At 69.9% G+C, this 22,513-nt stretch carries 21 protein-coding genes; 8 read left to right on the top strand and 13 right to left on the bottom strand.

The genetic code is table 11. The annotated features are described in order from the left end of the window. Positions 1-3 precede the first annotated feature (3 nt). The 7 genes from FHX60_RS20010 to FHX60_RS19980 all read left to right on the top strand — a co-directional run bounded on the left by FHX60_RS20010 (position 4) and on the right by FHX60_RS19980 (position 7,480). Positions 4-525: a MarR family winged helix-turn-helix transcriptional regulator gene (locus tag FHX60_RS20010; RefSeq protein ID WP_183284344.1), complete on the top strand. Its 522-nt coding sequence runs from the start codon at positions 4-6 to the stop codon at positions 523-525. Positions 526-687: 162 nt separating this feature from the next. Continuing rightward, positions 688-1,506, top strand: coding sequence for an IclR family transcriptional regulator (locus FHX60_RS20005; protein ID WP_183284343.1), 819 nt, complete (start codon positions 688-690; stop codon positions 1,504-1,506). Then, the gene (locus FHX60_RS20000) at positions 1,503-2,756 is read left to right on the top strand and encodes an ABC transporter substrate-binding protein (protein ID WP_112774917.1); all 1,254 of its coding nucleotides are present in this window, start codon (positions 1,503-1,505) and stop codon (positions 2,754-2,756) included. Before FHX60_RS20005 ends, FHX60_RS20000 begins: the two co-directional genes overlap by 4 nt. Before the next feature lies 1 nt (position 2,757). Further along, the gene (locus FHX60_RS19995; RefSeq protein WP_183284342.1) at positions 2,758-3,900 is read left to right on the top strand and encodes a thiolase family protein; all 1,143 of its coding nucleotides are present in this window, start codon (positions 2,758-2,760) and stop codon (positions 3,898-3,900) included. Beyond that, on the top strand, positions 3,897-4,262 hold the full coding sequence (locus FHX60_RS19990; RefSeq protein WP_183284341.1) for a Zn-ribbon domain-containing OB-fold protein: 366 nt from the start codon (positions 3,897-3,899) through the stop codon (positions 4,260-4,262). The genes FHX60_RS19995 and FHX60_RS19990 overlap by 4 nt, the downstream gene beginning before the upstream one ends. Positions 4,263-4,332: 70 nt before the next feature. After that, complete coding sequence (locus FHX60_RS19985) at positions 4,333-5,319, top strand: tripartite tricarboxylate transporter substrate binding protein (protein ID WP_183284340.1); 987 nt, start codon at positions 4,333-4,335, stop codon at positions 5,317-5,319. Between the two features lie 49 nt (positions 5,320-5,368). After that, complete coding sequence (locus FHX60_RS19980) at positions 5,369-7,480, top strand: acetate--CoA ligase family protein (protein ID WP_183284339.1); 2,112 nt, start codon at positions 5,369-5,371, stop codon at positions 7,478-7,480. 26 nt (positions 7,481-7,506) lie between these two features. Here FHX60_RS19980 and FHX60_RS19975 read toward each other — a convergent pair whose 3' ends face one another. The 13 genes from FHX60_RS19975 to FHX60_RS19915 form a co-directional block, all read right to left on the bottom strand. Then, positions 7,507-8,925, bottom strand: a complete 1,419-nt coding sequence (locus FHX60_RS19975) for an MFS transporter (protein WP_375790544.1) — start codon at positions 8,923-8,925, stop codon at positions 7,507-7,509. Positions 8,926-9,197: 272 nt separating this feature from the next. Next, positions 9,198-10,154, bottom strand: a complete 957-nt coding sequence (locus FHX60_RS19970) for a PDR/VanB family oxidoreductase (protein WP_183284338.1) — start codon at positions 10,152-10,154, stop codon at positions 9,198-9,200. A gap of 27 nt (positions 10,155-10,181) precedes the next feature. Continuing rightward, a complete protein-coding gene (locus tag FHX60_RS19965) occupies positions 10,182-11,156 on the bottom strand; it encodes a VOC family protein (protein WP_183284337.1) in 975 nt (324 codons plus the stop codon). Positions 11,157-11,179: 23 nt separating this feature from the next. Further along, a complete protein-coding gene (locus FHX60_RS19960) occupies positions 11,180-12,658 on the bottom strand; it encodes an aldehyde dehydrogenase (RefSeq protein ID WP_183284336.1) in 1,479 nt (492 codons plus the stop codon). Positions 12,659-12,915: 257 nt separating this feature from the next. Beyond that, the gene (locus FHX60_RS19955) at positions 12,916-13,716 is read right to left on the bottom strand and encodes an aspartate dehydrogenase (protein WP_112774909.1); all 801 of its coding nucleotides are present in this window, start codon (positions 13,714-13,716) and stop codon (positions 12,916-12,918) included. 12 nt (positions 13,717-13,728) lie between these two features. Next, positions 13,729-15,444 carry a thiamine pyrophosphate-binding protein gene (locus tag FHX60_RS19950; RefSeq protein WP_183284335.1) on the bottom strand — a complete coding sequence of 572 codons (1,716 nt, stop codon included), beginning with the start codon at positions 15,442-15,444 and terminating at the stop codon, positions 13,729-13,731. Beyond that, positions 15,437-16,240: an SDR family oxidoreductase gene (locus FHX60_RS19945; protein ID WP_112774907.1), complete on the bottom strand. Its 804-nt coding sequence runs from the start codon at positions 16,238-16,240 to the stop codon at positions 15,437-15,439. The genes FHX60_RS19950 and FHX60_RS19945 overlap by 8 nt, the downstream gene beginning before the upstream one ends. A gap of 5 nt (positions 16,241-16,245) precedes the next feature. Further along, positions 16,246-17,097 carry an IclR family transcriptional regulator gene (locus FHX60_RS19940; RefSeq protein WP_092311376.1) on the bottom strand — a complete coding sequence of 284 codons (852 nt, stop codon included), beginning with the start codon at positions 17,095-17,097 and terminating at the stop codon, positions 16,246-16,248. A gap of 31 nt (positions 17,098-17,128) precedes the next feature. Next, entirely contained in the window at positions 17,129-17,665 is a 537-nt protein-coding gene (locus tag FHX60_RS19935) for a cupin domain-containing protein (RefSeq protein ID WP_092311378.1), read from the bottom strand. Between the two features lie 44 nt (positions 17,666-17,709). After that, a complete protein-coding gene (locus tag FHX60_RS19930; RefSeq protein WP_183284334.1) occupies positions 17,710-18,483 on the bottom strand; it encodes an SDR family oxidoreductase in 774 nt (257 codons plus the stop codon). Beyond that, positions 18,476-19,537 carry an aromatic ring-hydroxylating dioxygenase subunit alpha gene (locus FHX60_RS19925; RefSeq protein ID WP_112774904.1) on the bottom strand — a complete coding sequence of 354 codons (1,062 nt, stop codon included), beginning with the start codon at positions 19,535-19,537 and terminating at the stop codon, positions 18,476-18,478. The genes FHX60_RS19930 and FHX60_RS19925 overlap by 8 nt, the downstream gene beginning before the upstream one ends. A gap of 38 nt (positions 19,538-19,575) precedes the next feature. Then, positions 19,576-19,881, bottom strand: a complete 306-nt coding sequence (locus FHX60_RS19920; protein WP_232344589.1) for a recombinase-like helix-turn-helix domain-containing protein — start codon at positions 19,879-19,881, stop codon at positions 19,576-19,578. 248 nt (positions 19,882-20,129) lie between these two features. After that, positions 20,130-21,008, bottom strand: coding sequence for an alpha/beta fold hydrolase (locus FHX60_RS19915; RefSeq protein WP_183284333.1), 879 nt, complete (start codon positions 21,006-21,008; stop codon positions 20,130-20,132). A gap of 322 nt (positions 21,009-21,330) precedes the next feature. Between FHX60_RS19915 and FHX60_RS19910 the strand changes: the two genes are divergently transcribed. Further along, complete coding sequence (locus tag FHX60_RS19910; protein ID WP_112774902.1) at positions 21,331-22,434, top strand: porin; 1,104 nt, start codon at positions 21,331-21,333, stop codon at positions 22,432-22,434. Positions 22,435-22,513 lie beyond the last annotated feature (79 nt).

Here is a 22,513-nt window from a genome sequence, read left to right as displayed (position 1 = left end):
CGCATGCCCCGTGATGCCGCGCCTGCCAATGGCACGCCCGCGCCCGCCCCTGCCGCCAACGCCAGCCCGTGGACCGACCTCGACGAGGCCGGCAGCGGCCTGACCGTCGACAACTTCCTGACCACGATGCTGAGCCAGCTGGTGACCGCGCTGCGCAGCACGGTCACCAAGCCCTATGCGGAGCAGTTCGGCCTGACCGTGCCGGAATGGCGCATCCTGGCGCTGCTGGCCCATGCGCGCGCGTTGCCGTTTGCCGAACTGGTGACCCAGTCCACCTCGGACAAGGCGCTGGTCAGCCGCACCCTGCGGCTGCTGGAGGATCGCGGGCTGGTGCAGCTGACCTCCGCCGGCAATACCCCGCGCAAGAAGCTGCTGTGCGCCATCACCGAAGCCGGCATCGCGCTGCACGACCAGGTGATGCCACTGGCGCGGCGCGGACAGGCCGAGGTGATCCGGCAGCTGTCGCCGCAGGAGCGCGAGGCGGTGTACCAGGGACTGCGCAAGCTGTTGCGGGCCCAAGCCTGAGGCCACTGGCCCGCCACCGCCGCGGCATCCGCCGGATACCCGCTGTCCGGGTTTCATCTGGCAAAACTTCTCCACGCCTGGGCATGACGGCACCAGCCAGATAGCCTATAACGTCTGCTACCGGTTTCACGTAACGAAAACCGGACCCAGGAGACGAACGGCGTGACCATCCCGAGCACTTCATTGCAGAAGGCTTGCCGCCTGCTGCGCGCGCTGACCGATGCCCGCAACCGCCGCCTGACCGACCTGGCGCTGGCCGCTGGTGTCGACAAGGCCTCGGCGCTGCGGCTGCTTGAAACCCTGGCAGCCGAGGGTGTGGTCCAGCGCGATCCGGCGACCAAGGCCTTTGCGCCGGGGCGCGAATGGCTGGCGTTGCACGCCGCCGCCCTGCAGCGCACCGACCTGCGTCCGCTGGTGCGCCCGGCGCTGATCCGGCTGGCCAATGCCTTCGAGGACAGCGCCATCCTGTCGGTGCCGAGCGGCTGCGAATCCGTTTGCATCGAGCTGCGCCTGGGCACCTTCCCGATCCGCGCCAATTACCTGGAAATCGGCAGCCGCCGGCCCCTGGGCGTCGGCGCCGGCAGCCTGGCGCTGCTCGCCGCGCTGCCCGATGCCGAGGTCGACGCGGTGCTCGAAGGCATCGCCCCGGCCATGCGCCGCTACCCCCGCTTCAGCCGGCCCATGCTGCTGGAGCATGTGCGCGCCACGCGCGAGCGCGGCTACGCGGTGCTGCTTGACGTGGTGATCGAGCGCATGGGCGGCATCGCCATCGTCCTGCCCGGCCCCGACGGCTACCCGCTTGGCGCCCTCAGCATCGCCGCGCTCAATGACCGCATAAGCGGTCGCGAGACCGCCATGGCCCGCGCATTGAAGCGCGAGGCCGATGCCATTTGCCAGGCCTGGCGCCGGCACGCCGGCGACGCAGATCGCCGCGGCCCGGCCAGAGCCGCATACCACAACACACCGGAGGAGACACCATGACGCTTCGCCATTCGATCCGACGCCGCGCCGCCGGCGTGCTCGCGCTTGCCACCGGGCTTGCCACCGCGCTGGCCTGCGGCGCCGCGCAGGCCCAGCCCAGGGCCGCGATTTCCGACGACGTGGTCAAGCTCGGCATGCTGCTCGACATGAGCGGCCTGTACGCCGACGTCACTGGCCGCGGCAGCGCCACCGCGGCGCAGATGGCCATCGACGATTTCGGCGGCAAGGTGCTCGGCAAGAAGATCGAGCTGGTCGTGGTCGATCACCAGAACAAGGCCGATATCGCCGCCAACAAGGCGCGCGAGTGGTACGACACCGGCAATGTCGACGCCATCCTCGACGTGGCCGCCTCGGCGCCGGCGCTGGCGGTGCTGGAAGTGGCGAAGCAGAAGAACCGCATCGTGGTGTTCTCGGGCCCCGGCACCGAGCGCATCACCAACGACCTGTGCACGCCGGTGTCGGTGCACTACGCCTACGACACCTACGCGCTCGCCAACACCACCGCGCGCGCCACGGTGCAGCGCGGCGGCAAGAGCTGGTTCTTCCTGACTGCCGACTACGCCTTCGGGCACACGCTGCAGGACTCCGCCACCGCGGTCATCAACGAGACCGGCGGCAAGGTGGTGGGGGCCGCGCGCCATCCGATCGGCGCCAGCGACTTTGCCTCGTACCTGCTGCAGGCGCAGGCCAGCAAGGCGCAGATCGTCGGGCTGGCCAACGCCGGCGGCGACACCATCAACGCGATCAAGGCGGCATCCGAGTTCGGCCTCACGCGCAACAACGCCCAGCGCATGGCGGGCCTGCTGCTGTACGTCAACGACATCCACGCCATCGGGCTGAAGACCGCGGCTGGCCTCATGCTGACCGAAGGCTTCTACTGGGACATGAACGATGCCACCCGCGCGTGGTCGCGCCGCTATTTCGAGAAGCTGAAGAAGATGCCCAACATGAGCCAGGCCGGCGCGTATTCGTCGGTGATGCACTACCTGAAGGCGGTGCAGGCGGCAGGCACCGACGAGACCGCGGCGGTGATGAAGCAGATGAAGTCGATGCCGATCAACGACTTCTTCGCGAAGAACGGCCGCATCCGCGAGGACGGCCGCATGATCCACGACATGTACCTGTTCGAGGTGAAGACGCCGGCCGAATCGAAATACCCGTGGGACTACTACAAGGTGGTGGCGACGGTGCCCGGCGAGCAGGCCTTCATGCCGGCATCGAAGTCGAAATGCCCGCTGCTGCGGCACTGACATGCACGCCACCTTTGTACGTGGCACCGGCAATACGCGCTTCGGCCGCATCGACGGCAGCACCCCGCTGACGCTGATGGCGCAGGCTGCCGATGCCGCGCTGGCCGACGCCGGGCTGGCGCGCGCCGAGCTCGACGGCGTGCTGTGCGGCTATGCCACCACGCTGCCGCACCTGATGCTGGCCGACCGCTTTTGCGAATACGCCTCGCTCAGGCCCGCCTACGCCCATGGCGTGGCGGCAGGCGGCGCCACCGGGGGCGTGATGGCGATGCTGGCGCACGAGCTGGTGCGCGCCGGCCGCTGCCGCCATGTGCTGGTGGTCGCGGGCGAGAACCGCCTCAGCGGCCAAAGCCGCGACCAGTCGATCCAGACGCTGGCGCAGGTGGGCGAGCCGCATGCCGAGGTGCCCAACGGCGCCTCGGTGCCGGCCTACTACGCGCTGCTGGCGTCGCGCTACCTGTACCAGACCGGCATGGATGCCGATGCGCTGTCCGGCTTTGCGGTGCTGATGCGCGCGCATGCCGCCGGCCATCCGGATGCGCACCTGCGCGAGCCGCTGTCGCTCGCGCAGGCATGTGCGGCGCGTCCGATCGCCACGCCGCTGCGGCTGTCCGACTGCTGCCCGATTTCCGATGGCGCGGTCGCGGTGATCGTCTCCGCCGAGCCCGGCGCCGGCACGCCGGTGCGCATCGCCGGCGCCGGCCAGGCGCACCGGCACCAGCACCTGGGCGCGCTCGACGACGTGATGCAGACCGGCGCCGCCGACGCCGCGCACCGTGCCTTTGCCGAGGCCGGCGGCGACGTGGACAGCATCGACTGCCTGGCGATCTATGACTCGTTCACCATCACCCTGGTCATGCTGCTCGAAGAACTTGGACTGGCGCCACGCGGCCAGGCGCACGCGCGGCTGCATGCCGGCGATTTCGGCTGCGATGGCGCGCTGCCGCTCAATACGCATGGCGGACTGCTGGCGTTCGGCCACTCCGGCGTGGCGGGCGGGCTGATGCATCTCGCCGAAGCCGCGCGCCAGCTCGCGGGCCGCGCCGGCGAACGCCAGCTGAGCCGGCGCCGCCGCGCGCTGTTCCATGCCGACGGCGGCGTGCTGTCGTCGCATGTCAGCCTGGTGCTGGAGGCCGCAACATGAGCGATCCCGCCCGCCATCCCTATACCGACGGACTCGATGCCGGCGTGGTGCGCTACCAGTGCTGCGACGGCTGCGGCGCCTGGCAGCCGCTGGAGCGCCACGCCTGCCGCGCCTGCGGCAGCCTGCAATTGCACTGGCGCGATGCCGGCGGACTGGCCACGGTCTACGCGGTCACCGAGATCAGCCGCGCCCCCACCGATGCCTTCCGCGCCCTGGCGCCTTACACGCTGGTGCTGGCCACGCTGGACGAAGGCCCACGCGTGATGGGCCATGCCGAGCCCGGCGTGGCGATCGGCGAACGCGTGCGCGCGGGCTTCCGGCGCTTCGGCGAAGCCACCCTGCTGCGTTTCCTGCGCGAATAGCGGCCCGCGGGCGCCAGCCGGCGCGCGCCCGTCCCCATCCCGGCCGGCAATCCCAACCCGGAGAACTCCCTTGGCACCGAATCTATCCCGGCGGCACGCGCTCGCCCTGTTTTCCTGCCTGGTCCTGTCCGCTGCGGCCGCGCCGCCCGCGCTGGCGCAATCCTTTCCGGCACGGCCGGTCCGGCTGGTGGTGCCCTACCCGCCGGGCGGCCCCACCGACATCGTCGCGCGCGTGGTGGGCCAGAAGCTCTCTGAGCGGCTCGGCCAGCCACTGGTGGTGGAGAACCGTCCCGGCGCCGGCGGCAATATCGGCGCCGAGGCAGTGGCCCGCGCCGCGCCCGACGGCTACACGCTGCTGGTCGCCACCACCGCGCATGCGATCAACATGACACTGTTCCGCAAGCCCGGCTACGACACCCGCAAGGACTTCGCGCCGGTGAGCCTGCTCACGCGCGGCCCGCTGGTGCTGGTGACGGCGCCCGCCACGCCTGCCGCCAATGTCGCGGAGCTGATCGCCATGGCCAGGACCAGGCCGGGGCAGCTCACCTTTGCCAGCTCGGGCAACGGCCAGTCCACCCATCTCGCCGCGGAGCTGTTCAACAGCATGGCCGGCGTACGCATGACCCACGTCCCGTACAAGGGCAGCGCGCCCGCGCTGACCGACGTGATGGGCGGCCAGGCCACGGTGATGTTCGACACCATGCTGTCGGCGATGCCGTTCGTGCGCGATGGCAAGCTCAGGGCGCTGGCGGTCACGGGCGCGCAGCGCTCGCCGGCCGCGCCGGACACGCCGACCATCGCGCAGTCAGGCCTGCCCGGCTACGAGGCCACCGCCTGGAATGCGCTGCTGGCCCCCGCCGGCACGCCGCCCGCGGTGCTCGAAACGATCGCTGCGGCGCTGAAATCCGTGCTCGACGACGCCGACGTGCGCGCGCGTTTTGCGACCCAGGGCTTTGCCGCGGAATGGACCTCGCCACCCGCCACCGCGAAGTTCCTCGACCAGGAAATCGACAAATGGGCGCGGGTGGTCAAGGCCTCCGGCGCCACCATCGACTGAGCCCCACGCACCCGCCACGCACCAGCCACCCATACGCCACGCCCTCGCCATGACCGCTTCCCTCCAGTCCCTGCTCGCGCCCCGTTCCATCGCCGTGATCGGCGCCTCCGACAACGTCCACAAGATCGGCGGCCGGCCCATCCATTACATGAAGACGCACGGCTACGCCGGCACGCTCTACCCGGTCAACCCGCAGCGCGACACCATCCAGGGCCTGCGTGCCTTTCCGACGCTGGACGCGCTGCCGGAAGTCCCGGAGCTGGCCATCGTCATCGTTGCCGGCGACGCCGCGGTGCAGGCGGTGCGCGACTGCGCCCGGCTGGGGGTGGCGGCGGCGATCGTGATCGCGTCAGGCTTCGGCGAGGCCGGTGCCGAGGGCCGGCGCCAGCAGGACGAGATGGTGCGCGCCGCGCGCAGCGCCGGGATGCGGCTGGTCGGCCCCAACAGCCAGGGGCTGGCCAACTTCGGCAGCGGCGCCATCGCCAGCTTCTCCACCATGTTCATCGAGGTGCCGCCGCAGGACGGCCCGGTCGCCGTGGTCAGCCAGAGCGGCGGCGTGGCGGCGATGGTCTACGGGCTGCTGCGCGGCCAGGGCATCGGCGTGCGGCACATGCACGCCACCGGCAACCAGGCCGACATCACCGTCAGCGAACTGGCGCTGGCGGTCGCGCACGATCCCGGCGTGCGGCTGGTGCTGCTGTACCTGGAAAGCCTGTCCGATCCCGAGGTGCTGGCGGAGGCGGCGCGCGTGGCGCGGGCGCGCAACGTGCCGGTGGTGGCGGTCAAGGCCGGACGCTCGCAGGACGGGCAGCGGGCGGCGGCCTCGCACACCGGCGCGATGGCCAGCGAGGATCGCGCGGTCGATGCCTTTCTGGCGCGCCACGGCATCTGGCGTGTCGACGATGCGCACGCGCTGGCGCGCTGCGCGCCGCTGTACCTGCGCGGCTGGAACACGGAAGGACGCCGGCTGGTGGTGGTCAGCAACTCGGGCGCCAGTTGCGTGATGGCGGCCGATGCCGCGCCCTCCTTCGGGCTGGCGCTGGCGCCGCTGTCCGACGCCACGCAGGCTGCGCTGGCCGAACGCCTGCCGGGCTTTGCCGCCACCGCCAATCCGATCGACGTCACCGCGGCGCTGCTGACCAACAGCGCACTGTTCGGCGACGTGCTGCCGGTGGCGGCGCGCGATCCGGCTGCGGACCTGTTCCTGCTCGACATCCCGGTCTCCGGCATGGGCTACGACGTGCCCCGCTTTGCCCGCGACGCGGCCGCCTTTGCCGACAGCGCAGGCAAGCCCATCGCGGTGGCAGTGTGGCAGGCCACGGTGGCCGAAGCCTTCCGCCAGGCCGGCGTGCCCACCTTCGCCAGTGCCGCCGAGGCGCTGGGCGCTTTCGGGCAGCTGGTATCGCACCAGCAGCGCCTGCGGCAGATTGCAGAGGAAGGCGCGCCGCCGCTGCCGGCAGCCCCTGCGCTGCCGGCGAGCATCGCTGCCGGCGTGACGCTGAGCGAGGCCGCCAGCCTGGCACGCCTGTCCGCCGCCGGAATCTCGGTGGTCGAGCACTACCTGTGCCAGGACGTCGACGCCGCGGTAGCCGCGTGGCGGCGCATCGGCGCGCCGGTCGCGGTCAAGGCCAGCTCGCCGCAGGTCCCGCACAAGAGCGAGCATGGGCTGGTCGCCCTGCACTGCAACGACCCCGAGGCCGTCGCCAGCGCCTTCACCTCGCAAGTCCGCACCCTGAAGGCCATGGGCGCCGCGTGCGAAGGCATCGTGGTCGCGCGCATGTCGCGCGGCCAGCGCGAATGCATGATCGGCGCGCACTGGGATCCGGTGTTCGGCGCGGTGCTGGTGGTGGGCGATGGCGGCAAGTACGTGGAAGTGCTGCGCGACACCGCGGTGCTGCTGGCGCCCTGCCGGCCGGCGGAGGTTGCCCGGGCGCTCGACGGGTTGCGTATTGCGCCGCTGCTGCGGGGGGTGCGCGACGAGACCGGGGTCGACATCGGCGCGCTATGCCGGCTGGCGATACAGGTGGGCGACCTGGTCCATGCCGCCGGCGGTGCGATCCGCTCGGTCGACCTCAACCCGGTGATGGCTGGTGCGCAGGGCGTGGTGGTGGTCGATGCGCTGATCGAGGTACCAGATGCCGCACTGCCCATGCGCTCCTGACGGAAGCGGCATGGGCACCTGCCCGCTCAGACCTCCAGCTCCTCCAGCACCCGCCCCTTGGTCTCGATGCCAAGGCAGTGCACGGTGATGGCCGCCAGCGCCGGCACCACGGACAGCGCGAAGAAAGCGAAGCTCAGGTCGCCGCTGCCGATGGTGCTGGCGATCAGCCCCGGCGCGAAGATCGCCGCCAGCTTCAGCCAGGCCCCGCCGAGGCCGCAGCCCATGGCCCGCACGCTGGTCGGATACAGCTCCGGCGTGTAGACATAGGCGGTGATGAAGCCGCTGGCGAGGAAGCCCATCGCCAGCGCGCAGAAGGTCGCGACCACGTACACGCTGGAGGCGTGGAACACGCCCGCCAGCACCAGCGACAGCGCGCACAGCAGGAACGACACATTGATCACCGGCTTGCGCCCGACCTTGTCGACGATCATGGCGCAGACCAGCGATCCCACCACGCCCAGCACCGACGCCGCCGCGGCCAGGTTCAGCGCCAGCTGCAGCGGCGCGTGGTAGACCGTCTTGTAGACCGTGGGCAGCCAGGTCGACAGCCCGTACTGGATAAAGCCGCACGTGGCCCACAGCATCCACACCGCCAGCGTGCGGCCGAGATAGGCCTTGCCGACGAGGTCGCGCAAGCGGCGGCGCGGGTGGCTGACCATGCGATCGTAGGCGCTGGCGTCGACCGGCGGCGGCAGCGGCGTGCGGGCGCGCGCCTCGAACGCGCGCAGCGCGGCGTCGGCCTCTTGCAGCCGGCCCTTCTCGGCCAGCCAGCGCGGCGATTCCGGAATCACGCGGCGCAGGATAAAGAACAGCACCAGCGGCACCCCGCCGATGAAGTACATCACCTCCCAGCCGTAGTGCGGCACCAGCCAGGCGCCGACCCCGTTCGACACCATCAGGCCGATCGGGAACACCACCTCGTACAGCAGCACGAAGCGCCCGCGGCCGTGCGCGCGCGTGACTTCGTTGATATAGGTGGCGGCCACCGGCAGCTCGCCGCCGAGGCCCAGGCCCTGCACGATGCGCAGCAGCAGGAAAATCTCGAACGACGGCGCGAAGCCGCAAGCAATGCTCATCAGGCCGATGATGCCCGCGCTCCAGCCGATCGAGCGCAGCCGGCCGAAGCGCTCGGCCAGCCCCGGGAACAACAGCGCCCCGACCAGCTGGCCGACCGACGGCGCCGCGATCAGGACCCCGATCTGCCCGGGCGTGAGCGACCACTGCGCTATCAGCAGCGGCAGCGTGGCGGCGATGGCGATCACGTCGAAGCCGTCGAAGAAGGTGGCCAGGCCGATCAGCAGCCGGGCCCGCACATGCATGGCGTTGCCGGGCATGCGCTCGATGCGGGCGACGATATTGCCGCGCGTGAGCGGGCCGGTGCGGGCGCCGGCGGCGCTCTGGCCGGCACTGTCGGCCACGGTCACGATACCTGCGGTGGCGGCCACCGGTGCGCCGGGGGACGCTGCGTCTTGTCTCTGGGTTAGCACGGGATTCTTTGGGTTGGGTCTTTAATGGCTCCCCTCTCCCGCTTGCGGGAGAGGGGTTGGGGGAGAGGGCCGGCGCTTGCAGGCGGCAGACGCCCGGCTTGCCCGTGGCCCTGGATGCGGAAGTCGGAACCCGGCATGGCGCTGGCTTCGGCCGGCGCTGGCCCTCTCCCCCGCCCCTTTCCCGCTCGCAGGAGAGGGGCGAAAACACGCGCGGAACGCGCGATGGAGGCTTACAAGTCCAGCACCAGCTTGCTGCCCTTGCACCCCGACACGCACACCATCATGGTCTTGTTGCTGGCGCGCTCGCTGTTGCTCAGCACGCTGTCGCGGTGGTCCGGGCAGCCTTCCAGCACGGCGGTCTCGCACGAGCCGCATACGCCTTCGCGGCAGCTGTATTCGACCTCCACGCCGGAATCGAGCAGCGCGTCCAGCAGCGACTTGCCCGACGGCACCTTCACCAGCGAGCCGGTGCGCGACAGCTGCACCACGTACTCGCCTTCCTGCACCGCTTCGGTCGACGGGTCGGCGGCGAAGCGTTCGATATGGACGTTGGGATAGGCATGCGCTGCGCATGCGGCCTCGAATGCGTTCAGCATCGGGCCGGGGCCGCAGCAGTAGAAGTGCGTCTGCGCGTCCTGTCCGGCCAGCATGGCCTGCAGGTCGGGCGGCGCGCCGGCTTCGTCGTCGAAGTGGAAGCGCACGGTGTCGCCGTACGCCGACAGCTGTTCGGCGAAAGCCGCCTCGGCGCGCGAGCGGGCGCAGTAGATCAGCGTGAACGAGCGGCCCAGCTCGGCCAGCCGGCGCGCCATGCAGACGATCGGCGTGACGCCGATGCCCCCGGCGACCAGCACGGTATGCGCGGCGCTCTCGTCGAGCTCGAAGTTGTTGCGCGGCGCGCCCACGGTCAGCGTGGCACCGACGCGCAGCTGCTCGTGCACGTAGCGCGAGCCGCCGCGGCTGCCGCGGTCCAGCAGCACGCCCACGGTGTAGCGGGTGCGCGTTTCCGGCGCGCCGCACAGCGAGTAGCTGCGCACCAGGCCGTTGCCCAGGTGCAGGTCGATATGGGCGCCCGGGCTGTACTCGGGCAGGGTCTTCCCTTCGGGGTCTTGCAGTTCGATGCTGACCACGCCGCGCGCTTCGTAGCGCATGGCCTGGACCCGCAGGGTCAGGGACTGGTGGGCACTCATTGCTGCTTCCTTCTGTTGCGCTGCTGCTTACCGCTTCTCGGTCAGGAACTTGCCTGCCGGGCCGCCCGCGTCCTTCTGGCGGCGGGTGTTGCCGTCGATGCCGCCCTCGATCGCCCATTCGGCGAACATGGTCGGGCCCGGCTCGAAGGCGCGCGGCTCCCAGTGCTCGTCGAGCTGGTCTTCGTCGGCGTAGTACTCGATCAGGCCGCCGGCCGGATTCTTGAAGTACCAGAAATAAGCCGATGAAATCGGGTGCCGGCCCGGGCCCAGCTGCGTGTCCCAGCCCTTGCGCGACACGTGCATGCCGCCGCCGAACACTTCATGGATGTCGCGCACGGTGAAGGCGACATGGTTCAGGCCGCTCTTGGGCTCCGGCAGCTGCAGCAGGAACAGGTCGTGGTGGCCGCCGTCCGCGGTGCAGCGCAGGAACGCGCCGCGGTCCGGATAGCGGTCGGACGGCACGAAGCCGAACTTCTCCACATAGAACTGCTCCGTAGCCTTGACGTCCTTGACGAAGAACACCACGTGGCCAACTTCGATCGGCGTGGCGTGGTCGTAGATCGGGCTGCGCTGGTTCATGCGCGGCTTGTCGTTCCACGTGTTCATCAGCGCGCATTCGACCTGCACGTCGTGCTTGCGCGTGACCTGGAAGCGCACCGCCAGGCCGTTCGGGTCGGTGCAGCCGATGCGCAGCGTGGCGCCTTCGCCTTGCCTGATGAAGCCCGGCGCATCGGCGATCGCGTTGGCCAGGTGATCGAGCGATGCCTGCGATTCAACGCCCCACACCACTTCGCGCAGCGTCGGGCCGGCCTCGATCGCGGGCGGCAGCGACGGGTCGTCGATGCGGCGCACCAGCACGCGGCAGCCGTTCAGCGTTTCGAAGTCCAGGCCCTGCGCATCGTCGCGCTTGATGGCCAGGCCCCAGTCAGTGAAGAAACCGCGGCAGGCGTCGAAGTCATCCGCGCCGTACACGATCTCGTCGATTCCCAATACCTTGATCATTGCTTCTCTCCAGCGTGCCGGGTTCAGTGGTTGGCCCACGGCAGCGGTTGTTCGTTCAGGCCCCAGTACACGCTTTTCTGCTCCATGTACTGCAGGATGCCCAGCCGTCCCTTCTCGCGGCCCAGGCCGCTGTCGCGCCAGCCGCCGAACGGCGTCGCGATCGAGAACTGCTTGTAGGTGTTGATCCACACATTGCCCGCCTGCACGGCACGGGCCACGCGCCACGCGCGCTTGTAGTCGCGCGTCCAGATGCCGGCGGCCAGCGCGTAGACGCTGTCGTTGGCCTGCTCGATCAGGTCGTCCTCGTCGTCGAACGGGATCGCCACCAGCACCGGGCCGAAGATTTCCTCCTGGCAGATGCGGGCGTGGTTATCCAGGCCTTCGATGATGGTCGGCGTGTAGAAATAGCCGTTGGGCAGCCCGGCCACGTCGGGACGCACCCCGCCGGTGCGCAGCTGCCCGCCTTCGTCCACGCCCGCCGCGACGTACGATTCGATCGAATCGCGATGGCGGTCGGTGATCAGCGGACCCATCTGGGTGCGCTCGTCGGCCGGGTCGCCCACGCGCAGTTGCGCGGCGCCGTGCGCCAGCCGGTCGATGAAGGCCTCGTACTGCGACCGCGCCACGAACAGCCGCGAGCCCGCGATGCACGATTCGCCCGACGAGCTGAAGATGCCGTACAGCACGCCGTTGACCGCGTGGTCGAGGTCGGCATCGTCGAACACCATGGTCGGCGACTTGCCGCCCAGTTCCAGCGACACCGGCATCATCTTGTCGGCGGCGATATGGGCGATGTGCTTGCCGGTGGTGGTGCCACCGGTGAACGACACGCGGCGCACCAGCGGATGCTTGGTGATGGCGTCCCCGATCACCGAGCCCTTGCCCGGCAGCACGCTGATCAGCCCCCTGGGCACGCCGGCTTCTTCGCAGATGCGCGCCAGTTCCAGCGCCATCAGCGGCGTGACTTCAGCCGGCTTGACCACCACGGCGTTGCCGGCGGCAAGCGCGGGCGCCATCTTCTGCGCCTCGCTGGCGATCGGCGAGTTCCACGGCGTGATCGCCGCGACCACGCCCATCGGCTCGTAGACGCTCATGGTCAGGCAGTCGCCGCGCTGGGGCGTGATGGTTTCTTCCAGCGTTTCGCAGGCGGCGGCAAAGAACTGGAAGGTGCCGGCGGCGCTGGCAACCAGCGCGCGCGTTTCGCTGATGGGCTTGCCGTTGTCCAGGCGCTGGCGCTGGGCCAACTGCTCGCCCTGGGCGCGGATCAGCTCGGCCACGCGGTACAGCACGGCGGCGCGTTCGTGGGGCTTGCGTTGCGCCCAGCCGCTGGTGAGGAAAGCGTGGTGAGCACCCTGCACGGCTTCCTCGACGTCAGCCAGGCTGGCGGCGTTGAGCTCTGCGACGACTTCGCCGGTGGCGGGGTAGCGCGTGCCGTAGCGGTCGCCGGTCCCCAGGCGCCATTCGCCTGCGATGCAGATGGGGAGTACTTCTTGTGGGTTCATGTCGTTGCCTGCTGTGTCTGTCGTGGCCTGCGGTGCTTTGCTGCCGGCCTTACTGCGTTATTTCGCTGCGATGCCCTCACCCATGCTGCGGCGGGACTCCCCTCTCCCGCTCGCGGGAGAGGGGTGGGGGAGAGGGCGGGCGCTTTTCACGGAGTGACGCGCGTCATGCTTGCCACACGCCTGCCCTCTCCCCCGGCCCCTCTCCCGCAAGCGGGAGAGGGGAGCAAACCCGCAGCGGTCGTTGGCGCCTCAGTCGCTTAAATCGAAACCGCGTGCGCCCGGTTCCCCAGCGCCCGCACCACGCTGAACACCGTCAGCGCCGACGTCTTCGGGTTCGCCGCCAGCGGCTTGCCGCGCATGGTCAGCTCAAACCCGCCGAACGCCCCGCGCGCTTCCACGTGATGCACGTTCTCCACCGCGTGCGGATCGGCCAGCAGCTTCACCGAAGTGCGGTCCAGCCCCAGGCCGGCCAGCGACACCGTGGCGGCGACGTTGGCGTTCTTCGGGTACAGGCGCGCGGCGTCGCGCGCGGTGCCTTCGAAGATCACCGTGGTCTCGGTCAGCGCGGTCAGGTCGAAGAGCTGCTCGGCCGGCGTGCCGGTCCATGCGCGCGCGGGCTTGCGGCCGGTGTAGATGACCTCGTCCAGCCCGCCGACGCGCGCCGCGGCCAGCGCGTCGATGGCGCCGATCGCGCCGGACAGCAGCTGCACCTGCGTGCCGCCGCGGCGCGCCGCGGCTTCCAGGCGCTCGGCCATGCCGGGCTCGGACAGCGCGCCCACCGACACCACCATGCACGGGATGCCGCGCTCCAGCGCCGGCACGATGTGCTCCTCCAGCGCATGGTGGCCGGCGCACTCGACCAGCAGGTCGGGCCGCTGGTCGTCCAGGTGCGTGGCAACGCGGGCGCGCGGCGCCAGCGCGGAGACCGCGCCGCGGGCCTCGTCCATCGTGTGCTCCGGCACGATCACCACGTCAAACACTACGTCCGGATCGCTCTTGAGCAATTCCAGCACGCCGCGGCCGATCGCGCCGCAGCCAACCATGGACACATGCAGCATCGCGGGTCTCCCTCAGGCGGTGACAGTGGTTTGTTCGCGCGCCGGCTCTTCGTTGTCCTTGTTCACCGGGGGGCCGGCGAAGATGGTCTTGAAGGAACCGATCGACAGCATGTCGATTTCCAGCAGGAACGGGCCGGACTCGGCCCTGGCCGCGTCGAGCGCGGCGCCGACCTCGGCCAGGTTGCTGACGCGCGCGTGGCGCAGCGACAGCGACTTCGCCAGCGTGGCGTAATCCGGCGTATGCAGGTCCACATAGTGGCGGCGGCCGCCGTACTGCGCGTCCTGGATGTTCTTGATCACGCCGTAGCCCTTGTCGTTCATCAGCACGATCACCATGTCGGCGCGTTCCTGCACCGCCGTCGCCAGTTCACCCAGGTTCAGGATGAAACCGCCGTCGCCGGCCAGGGTGTAGGTCTTCTTGCCCGAGGCGGTGGCCGCGGCGCCGATCGCGGCGCCGATGCCCATGGCCAGGCCCTGGCCGATGCCGCCGCCCAGCGCATGCACGCCGGCGCGGGAGTCGAAGATGCGCAGCTGGCGGTTGCCCCAGGTGCTGTTCGACACGGTCACGTCGCGCACCCAGTTGAAGTTGCGGCCGACCGCGTCCTGCAGCGCCTGCACCAGCGCCGAGTACGGGCCCAGGCCGTCGACCAGGCTGTTGACGGCGGTGTCGTGCGCGCGGCGCAGGTCGGCGGCGAAAGCCGGGTCGATCTGCATGCGCTGCTCGAGCCGGTCGGCCAGCGCATCCAGCGCCAGCGCGGCGTCGCCGCTGACGAAATAGTCGCTCATGTAGCAGCGGCCTTCGGCGGCGGGATCGGCGTCGATGCGCAGCAGCGGGCGCGGCAGCTTCAGCTCGTACTTCAGGGTTTCATTGCCGCGCAGGCGCGAGCCCACCACGAGCATCGCGTCGCAGCTCTGGTAGAAGGCCTCGACCGGCTTGTGCAGGTTGAACGCGCCCAGCGAGCGCGGATCGTCCTCGGGCACGATGCCGCGGCCCTGGGTGCTGGTGACCACGCCGAAGCCCAGGTCCAGCAGGCGCTGCACCTGCTTGCTGGCATGGCGCGCGCCGCCGCCCAGCCACAGCAGCGGGCGCTTCGCCTTCACCAGGCGCTCGGCCAGCGCGTCCAGCGCGTGCGCCGACGGCACGTGCTGCGGCACCGGCAGCGGCTGCAGGTCCACCGGCATGTCGATCAGCGCGGCCTGGATGTCGATGGGGATCTCCACGCTGACCGGGCCGGTCGGCGCCGTCAGCGCGGTCTGCACCGCCAGCTTGATGGTGCTGATCGCGGTGTCGGCGCTGCGGATGCGGAACGCGGCCTTGGACACGGCCTTCAGCATGGTGAGCTGGTCCGGCGCTTCGTGGATGTAGGCCAGGCTCTGGTCCAGGTACGGAGTCTCGATCTGGCCGGTGATATGCAGCATCGGCGTGCCGGCAGTCAGCGCTTCGACCATCGCGCCAGCGGCGTTGCCCGCGGCGGTGCCGGTGCTGGTCAGGCACACGCCCAGGCCGCCGGTGGTGCGGGCATAGGCGTCGGCCATGTTGGTGCCGCCCGCTTCGCCGCGCGCCGGCACGAAGCGGATCTTGCCGCGCTCGCCCATGGCGTCGAGGATCGGCATGTTGTGGATCGAGATCACGCCAAAGGCGGCCTTGACGCCGCACTGCTCGAGAAACGCCGTGATGGCGCAGCCGACGGTGACCTGCTGCTGTTCGTACGGTTGTTGATTAGGCATGACGGGAGTGTCCTCCGGAGATATCGATATGGCTGCCCGTGGTGTACGAAGACAACGGCGAGGCAAGGAACAGGATGGCGCGGGCTGCCTCGACGGGCAGGCCCAGGCGGCCAAGGGGAATATGTTTCTGCCGGGCCAGGCGCGCGGTCCACGCGGCCCAGTCCAGGTGGCGGTCCTCCTCGGGACGCGCGTCGAAGCGGCGGCGCCACTGGCCCGACTCGACCAGCCCGATCAGGATGCCGTTGACGCGCACGCCCTTGGGCGCGAACTCGGTGGCCATCGAGCGCACCAGGTTGAGCACGCCGGCGCGCGCGGCGGAGGTTGCCACCATGTGCGGCTCGGGCTGCTGCGCCAGCAGCGAGTTGACGCAGACGATGGCGCCCTGCCCCGACTGCTCCAGCTGCGGCAGGAACGCGCGCGTCGGGTGGATCACCGAGAAGAACTTGAGCTGCAGCTCGTCCATCCAGGCCGCGTCCTCGGTATTGGCAAAGGTGGACACGCGGCCCTGGCCGGCGTTGTTGACCAGCATGTCGACGTTGCCCAGCGTGGCCTGCACCTCGGCGGCAAAGGCGGCGACCTGTTCCGGCTTCAGCACATCACAGGTGGCGGCATGGAGCCTGCACCCGGGGAATTGCTCGCGCAGCTGCGCTTCGGCGCTGCGCAGGCGGGCCTCGTCGCGGCCGCACAGGGCGACGGCGGCGCCCGCTTCGAGCAGCAGCTCGACGGTCGCCAGCCCGATGCCGGAGGACCCGCCGGTAACGACGGCAACCTTGCCGCCGAGTTCAATCATGGACATTGTCCTCACTCCCGATACAGATTCACGACCTTGCCGGCGCTGTGCAGCGACGGCCGGTAGTCGAGCAGGCGCGACAGCTCGCCCGCGCTATCCCTGACTTTCTCCACCATCGCGTCCAGCTGCTCGGGATCGATATGCGCGGCGGGGATGGTCGCGCCCAGCGCCGCCACCACCTTGCCGGTGCGGTCGCGCACCGGCGCCGCGATGGTCGAGATGCTCGATTCGAAAAAACCTTCCTGCAGCACGTAGCCGCGCTCGCGGTCGCGCTGGACGATGGCGAAGAGCGCATCGGCGGTGCGCGGGGTGCTGTCGGAGAACACTTCGAGCTGCGCCTCCGGGTACAGCGCGCGCAGCTCCGCCAGCGTCAGGTCTTCCAGCAGCACGCGTCCCAGCACGGTGGCATGCGCGGGCAGCCGCGTGCCGACGTTGACCGAGCTGGCGAAGGGCCGCGGCGACACCGCCTTGGCCACGTAGACGATCGAGCGCCCGTCGCGCACCACCAGGTTGGTCGGATAGCCGATCTCGTCGCGCAGCCGCTCCAGCAGCGGGCGGCCCAGCTCGGTCAGCTCCAGCGACGCCAGGTACTCGAAGCCGAGCCGCAGCACCGCCATGCCCAGCCGGAAATCGCGCCCGCCGTCGGCGCGCTCGACGAAGCCCAGCATTTCCAGCGTGGCCAGCAGGCGGAACACGGTGGAGCGCGGCACCTTCAGGCGGCGCGCCAGTTCCGCGGCCGACATGCTGCGGTCCTTGCTGCTGAACTCGCCGAGCAGGCGCAGGCCGCGCTCCAGCCCCGGGACGATGTACTTGTCCGGGGTCTCGTTGGCGGCGGGCGTGGTCGGGATGGCGTGGGTGTTCATGGTCGGTGCGTGCGGTCTGGCCGAGAGCGCCTCAGCGCTTGATCTGCGCCAGCGGGTGCTCGGGCGGGTAGGTCGGCGTGATCGGCTTCTTGGCGCCGAGCATCACGCACATCAAGACGTCTTCGTCGCCGATATTGATCTCCTCGCGGTACACGCCCGGCGGCACCGATACCAGGTCGCGCTCGGTCAGGATGGTCTCGAAGCGCTCGCCGTCCTTTTCCAGGATCAGCTTGACCTTGCCGCGCAGGATGAAGAACACCTCCTCCACGTCGGTGTGCAGATGCGACGGGCCTTCATGGCCGGCCGGGATGACCATGGTGGAAAAGGTGAAGTGCTCGCTCGGCACGGTGTTGGTGTCGGCGGCCACGCCGGTGCCGCCGGTGCCCAGGTAGCGCATCTGCGCGCGGCGGTACTTGGGGTCGTAGTCGGCCTGGAACTTCAGCGCGTCCCAGTCGTACTTGCGCGTGGAGAAGCGCGCGACGCGGCTCTCCATCCACTGGTCGAACGAGGCGCCCTCCGGCTGGTCCCAGGAACGCTTGATGTTTTGCTGTTGGGAAAGATCGCTCATTTGGATTCCTTGTGCTTGGATGTGGCTATCGGTGGATCGGTGGATCAATGCATGACAAAGCCGCCGTTGACCGCCAGCGTCTGGCCGGTCACGAAACGGGCGAGGTCGGACAGCGCGAACAGCACCGCGCCGCAGACGTCGTCGGGCAGCTGCTCGCGCGAGATCGCGCGCTGCTCGCGGTACAGGTCGTGGCGATGCTGCGGCACGTATTCGGTGGCTTCCACCAGGGTCAGGCCCGGCGCCACGGCGTTCACCGTGATCTGGTCCTTGCCCAGTTCACGCGCCAGCGAGCGGGTCATGCCGATGATGGCGCTCTTGCTGGCCACATAGGCGAGCAGGTTGGGCGCGCCCCACAGCGGCGTGTCCGAGGCCAGGTTGACCACCGCGCCGCGGCCGCTGGCGCGCAGCGCCGGCAGGCAGGCGGCGGTCATCAGCCAGGTGCCGCGCACGTTGACGTTCATCACGCGGTCCCAGGTGGCGATGTCGATGGCACCGGCGTCGCGGCCGCCCGAGTCGGTCACGGCGGCGTTGTTGACCAGGCCGTCGAGGCCGCCCAGCGCCGTCACCGCCGCGTCGGCGCAGGCCTGCACCGAGGCGGGGTCCGACAGGTCGAGCGTGACCGGCACCACCTTCAGGCCGCGGGCGCGCAGCGCATCGGCTTCCTGCTGCAGGCGCTCGGCCAGGATGTCGGCCATCGCCACGGCGGCGCCGGCTTCGGCCAGCGAGGTGGCAAAGGCCAGCCCCAGGCCGCGCGCGGCGCCGGTGACCAGCACCTTGCGGCCCGCCAGCAGCGTGTTGTGCTTGATGGCTTCAGGCATGGCTGGCGGCTCCCGCAGGCTTGAGCACGGCCACCGGCTCGTCGGCGACTTCCTGCTCGGCGCGGCGCTTGAGCAGCCGGCGCACGCGCGTGATGCCGGCATCGTGCTGGTACAGCATCTCGTGGTCGCGCGCATTCGGCGCCATCATTTCCAGCACCACGCGGTCCTGCTCCAGCACGTCCCAGTGCAGCTGCTCCAGGCGGTTGCGATAGAGGAAACGCCACACGTCGCGCTCCCAGCCCTGCACGTGGCGGGTGCGCCAGAAGAACACCATGCAATGGTCTTCGTCCACCGGCGTGGCCATGCCGACGATGCCGAACGGGCCGCCGGGGCCGACCTTGGCGCGGTACGGGATCGCCAGGCGCAGCCACAGCGTGCCGGTCTCGCCGAACTCGACCCAGTCGAAATTGACGCCGCGCTGGCCGGTCTTCTCGAACACCAGGCCGTGCTCGGTCTCGCGGATCTGCATCACCGCGGACTTCTCGCCCGCAGCCATCGAGTGCGACACCGCATGCAGGTAGGCGCCGTGCATCGGGTCCATGACGTTGTCGATGGCGTAGCGGTAGTTGCAGTCCCAGTGCGCCACGCACAGGAAGTGGCTGTGCTCGTCGCTGGCCAGTTCCTCGGGCAGGCGCAGTTCGTCGGGGCTGCCCTCGCCCTGCGGGGCCTGCTCGCCGAACCACAGGAAGATCGCGCCGGCCTTTTCCTGCACCGGGTAGCTGCGCACGCAGGTACGGCCTTCCAGCGGGCAGCTTTCCACCGCCGGCACGCTCTTGACCTGGCCGTCGCCGCCGACTTCGACGCCGTGGTACCAGCAGGCGACGCGGTCGCCCAGGTTCCAGCCCATCGACAGCCGCGCGCCGCGGTGCGGGCAGCGGTCTTCCAGCGCGTGCACCTGGCCGGCGCCGTCGCGCCACAGCACGATGTTCTGGCTCAGGCGGGTGATGCCGATCGGGGCATGGGTCACCGCCCACGAGGCGGCAACCGGGTACCAGTAGTTGCGCAGACCGGTGTTGAGGCGGGCTTCGGCGCGGGCTTGCTTGTTCGATTCCATGTGGTTCTCGCTAACGCTTTGCTGGGGCGGCTTTGGGCTCAGGCGCCCAGGCGGCGCATTTCCGACAGGAAGCGCTCTTCAGTCCAGGGCTGGCTGTCGACGGTGAGGAAGCCGGCGGCATTGAACGCGCGCACGATGTCCTGCGGGTTCTGGGCACCGCCTTCGAAGGCGGCCTCGAGGGCGTCGCCGAGCGCGTTCTCGTACGCGCTCGGTGCGGCGGCGCGGGTCTGCCAGACGATGTTGGCGACCTTGCCGGGTTGCTCGATATGGCCCTTGCCCGCCACGTTGTTCGGCGCCGGACGCTCCCAGGGCACCAGGTTCGGGTTGTACGAGAGGCTTTCCATTGCGCTTGGCTCCATGTCTTGCAGCGGGGGGACCGTGTTCCGCGTGTGCGGCTGGCCGTCTCCGGGTTGCCGCGCTACGTTTTACTAATGAAACACTGGTTTAGATATTGAACACAGGTACGACTATAGACAACGACGGCGTAAAAATTGACTGGGGTTAACCCGCGACCGGGCAGATTGCCCGGCGGTGCGGCGCAAGCGAGGCGCCGCCGATGCGGGACCGCGGCGGCAGGACGCCGCCGCGGCAATCAGTGGCCGGCCGGCAGGGCCGAACGGATCAGCCGCGCCGTGGCGGCGGCCTGGTCGATATAGCAGGCATGGCCCGCATCCGGGATCAGCGAGAACGGCAGCCCGAAGCGCTCGGCCAGCGCGGCGCAGGCGGGGGGCGTGGTGACGACGTCGCGGCCGCCGCAGGCGATCTGCGTCGGCATGCCTTCAGGGCGGCGCGCCAGGTAGGCGTCGATGTCGTCGCCGCACAGCATCGCCACCGCCTGGCGGTAGCCGTCCGGGTTCAGCCGCCGCATGTTCCAGCGCACCCAGGCCTGCGCGCCCGCATCGGCCGCTTCGCTGAGCAGCCGCGCCGGGCCGCGCTCGGCCAGCCCTTCCACGCCCAGCGAGGCAAGCGCCTCCAGGCGCTGGCTCGCCACCGCGCTGGCTTGCGCCTCCTTGCCGGCCGCGCCGTAGCCTTGCGCCACGCTCAGCAGCAGCAGGCGCGCCGGCAGCTGGCGCGCGGTGACGGCATAGGCGGCCGCCATCAGCGCGCCCAGCGAGTGCCCGACCACCAGCGCCGGCTGCACGCCCAGGGTCTGCAGCAGGCCCTCGAGCCGCCGCGCATAGTCCGCGGCCAGCGGCCGCGCCTGCGCCAGCGGCGACGAATCGCCATAGCCCGGCGCGTCCCAGGCGATCACGCGCGCATGCGCGGCGAGCAGGCTGGCGCACGGCAGCCACGACGCCGCACCGGAGCTGATGCCATGCAACAGCACCACCACCGGCCCGGAGCCACCGCCGCAGCGGTAGGCAACGCGCTCGCCATCCACCTGCGCCACGCGCTGGGCAAAGCCGCTGTCGAGTGCCTCCAGCACGCCGCGATCCGGTTCCGGCGACGTCTTGGGCTGATTTTGTTCCATATATAAAACTATAGTTGGCAAATAAAACCCTTGAAGGATAGGCGTTGCCGTGGCGGCAATGGGATCAGGGTTAACGATAGGCAAGCCGGCAAATGGCGCCGCGACGCCAGCGCCGGTCATCCGGTCACCCGGCTTTAGGGATAACCCTCCTCACATTTTCCGGAAGGTCGCAGCTATATTTTGCTCAACGTTTCTTATGTTGTTTGATGTTTCATATATAAAACACAAAAGAGACCGAGACGACATCCGGCGCCGCCATCCGCAGTGGTACCGGGAGCACAAGACCAAAACACCATAAGACGGAACGGAAGGAAACCGGTAGATGAAACTTGCACGAACCGCCGCGGCGCTGCTTGCGGCTTCCCCCCTGCTGGCCTCGGCCCAATCGGCGCAATCGTCGGTCACGCTGTATGGCGTGATCGACAGCGGCGTCGAGTACGTGAGCAATGTCGGCGCCAATGGCGACGGCCTGGTGCGCATGCCCAACAACACCGCCACGGTGCCGTCGCGCTGGGGCATCCGCGGCACGGAAGACCTGGGCGGCGGGCTCAAGGGCCTGTTCGTGCTGGAATCGGGCTTCTCGCCCGACACCGGCAGCGCCAACCAGGGCGGGCGCCTGTTCGGGCGCCAGGCGCTGGTCGGCCTGAGCAACCCGTACGGCCAGCTGTCGTTCGGCCGCCAGTACACCATGCTGTTCTGGGCCATCCTCGACAGCGACATCCTCGGGCCCAACGTCTACGGCTCCGGCTCGCTCGACAGCTACCTGCCCAACACGCGCGCCGACAACGCGGTCGCGTACAAGGCCAATTTCAACGGCATCGTGGTCGGCGCCACCTACAGCTTCGGGCGCGATGCGGTCAACGCCGGCCCCAGCCCCGCCGGCACCAACTGCGCCGGCGAGAACCCGGCCGACAAGAAGGCATGCCGCGAATGGTCGGCCATGATCGGCTACGACAACAAGAGCTGGGGCGTGATCGCGGCCTATGACTCGCAGCGCGGCGGCCCCGGCGCCTTCGGCGGCCTGACCGGCAGCAACCTGACCGACGACCGCCTGTCGCTGGGCGGCTACATGCTGCTGAAGAACACCAAGCTCGGCGCCGGCTGGATCCGCCGCGACAACGAGGGCAGCCCGACGCCGGTCAGCGACCTGTACTACGCCGGCGTCTCGCACGACATCACGCCGGCGGTCAACCTGGCCGGGCAGGTGTACTTCCTGAACTACCACGGCAGCGACAACCAGGCCATGCTGTACGCGCTGCGCGCGACCTACAGTTTCAGCAAGCGCACCTCGGTCTATGCCACCGCGGGCTTTATCAACAACGGCGGCCAGCTGGCGATGTCGGTCAGCGGCGGCTCGCCCGGTTCCGCTCCGCGCCCGGGCGAGAACCAGTGGGGCTCGATGCTCGGCATCAAGCACATCTTCTGAGTCCGTCCGATCCATCCGAGCCGCCGACGCGCGCCGGTTCCACGCAACGCGGCACCGCCCCCTGGGCCGGTGCCCGGTT

The sequence above is a fragment of the Cupriavidus alkaliphilus genome, from assembly GCF_014191175.1.
In the GTDB taxonomy this organism is placed as follows: Bacteria; Pseudomonadota; Gammaproteobacteria; order Burkholderiales; family Burkholderiaceae; genus Cupriavidus; species Cupriavidus alkaliphilus.
The sequence above is the reverse complement of the archived record's forward strand: the minus strand, read 5'-3'. Positions and strand labels throughout refer to the sequence as shown.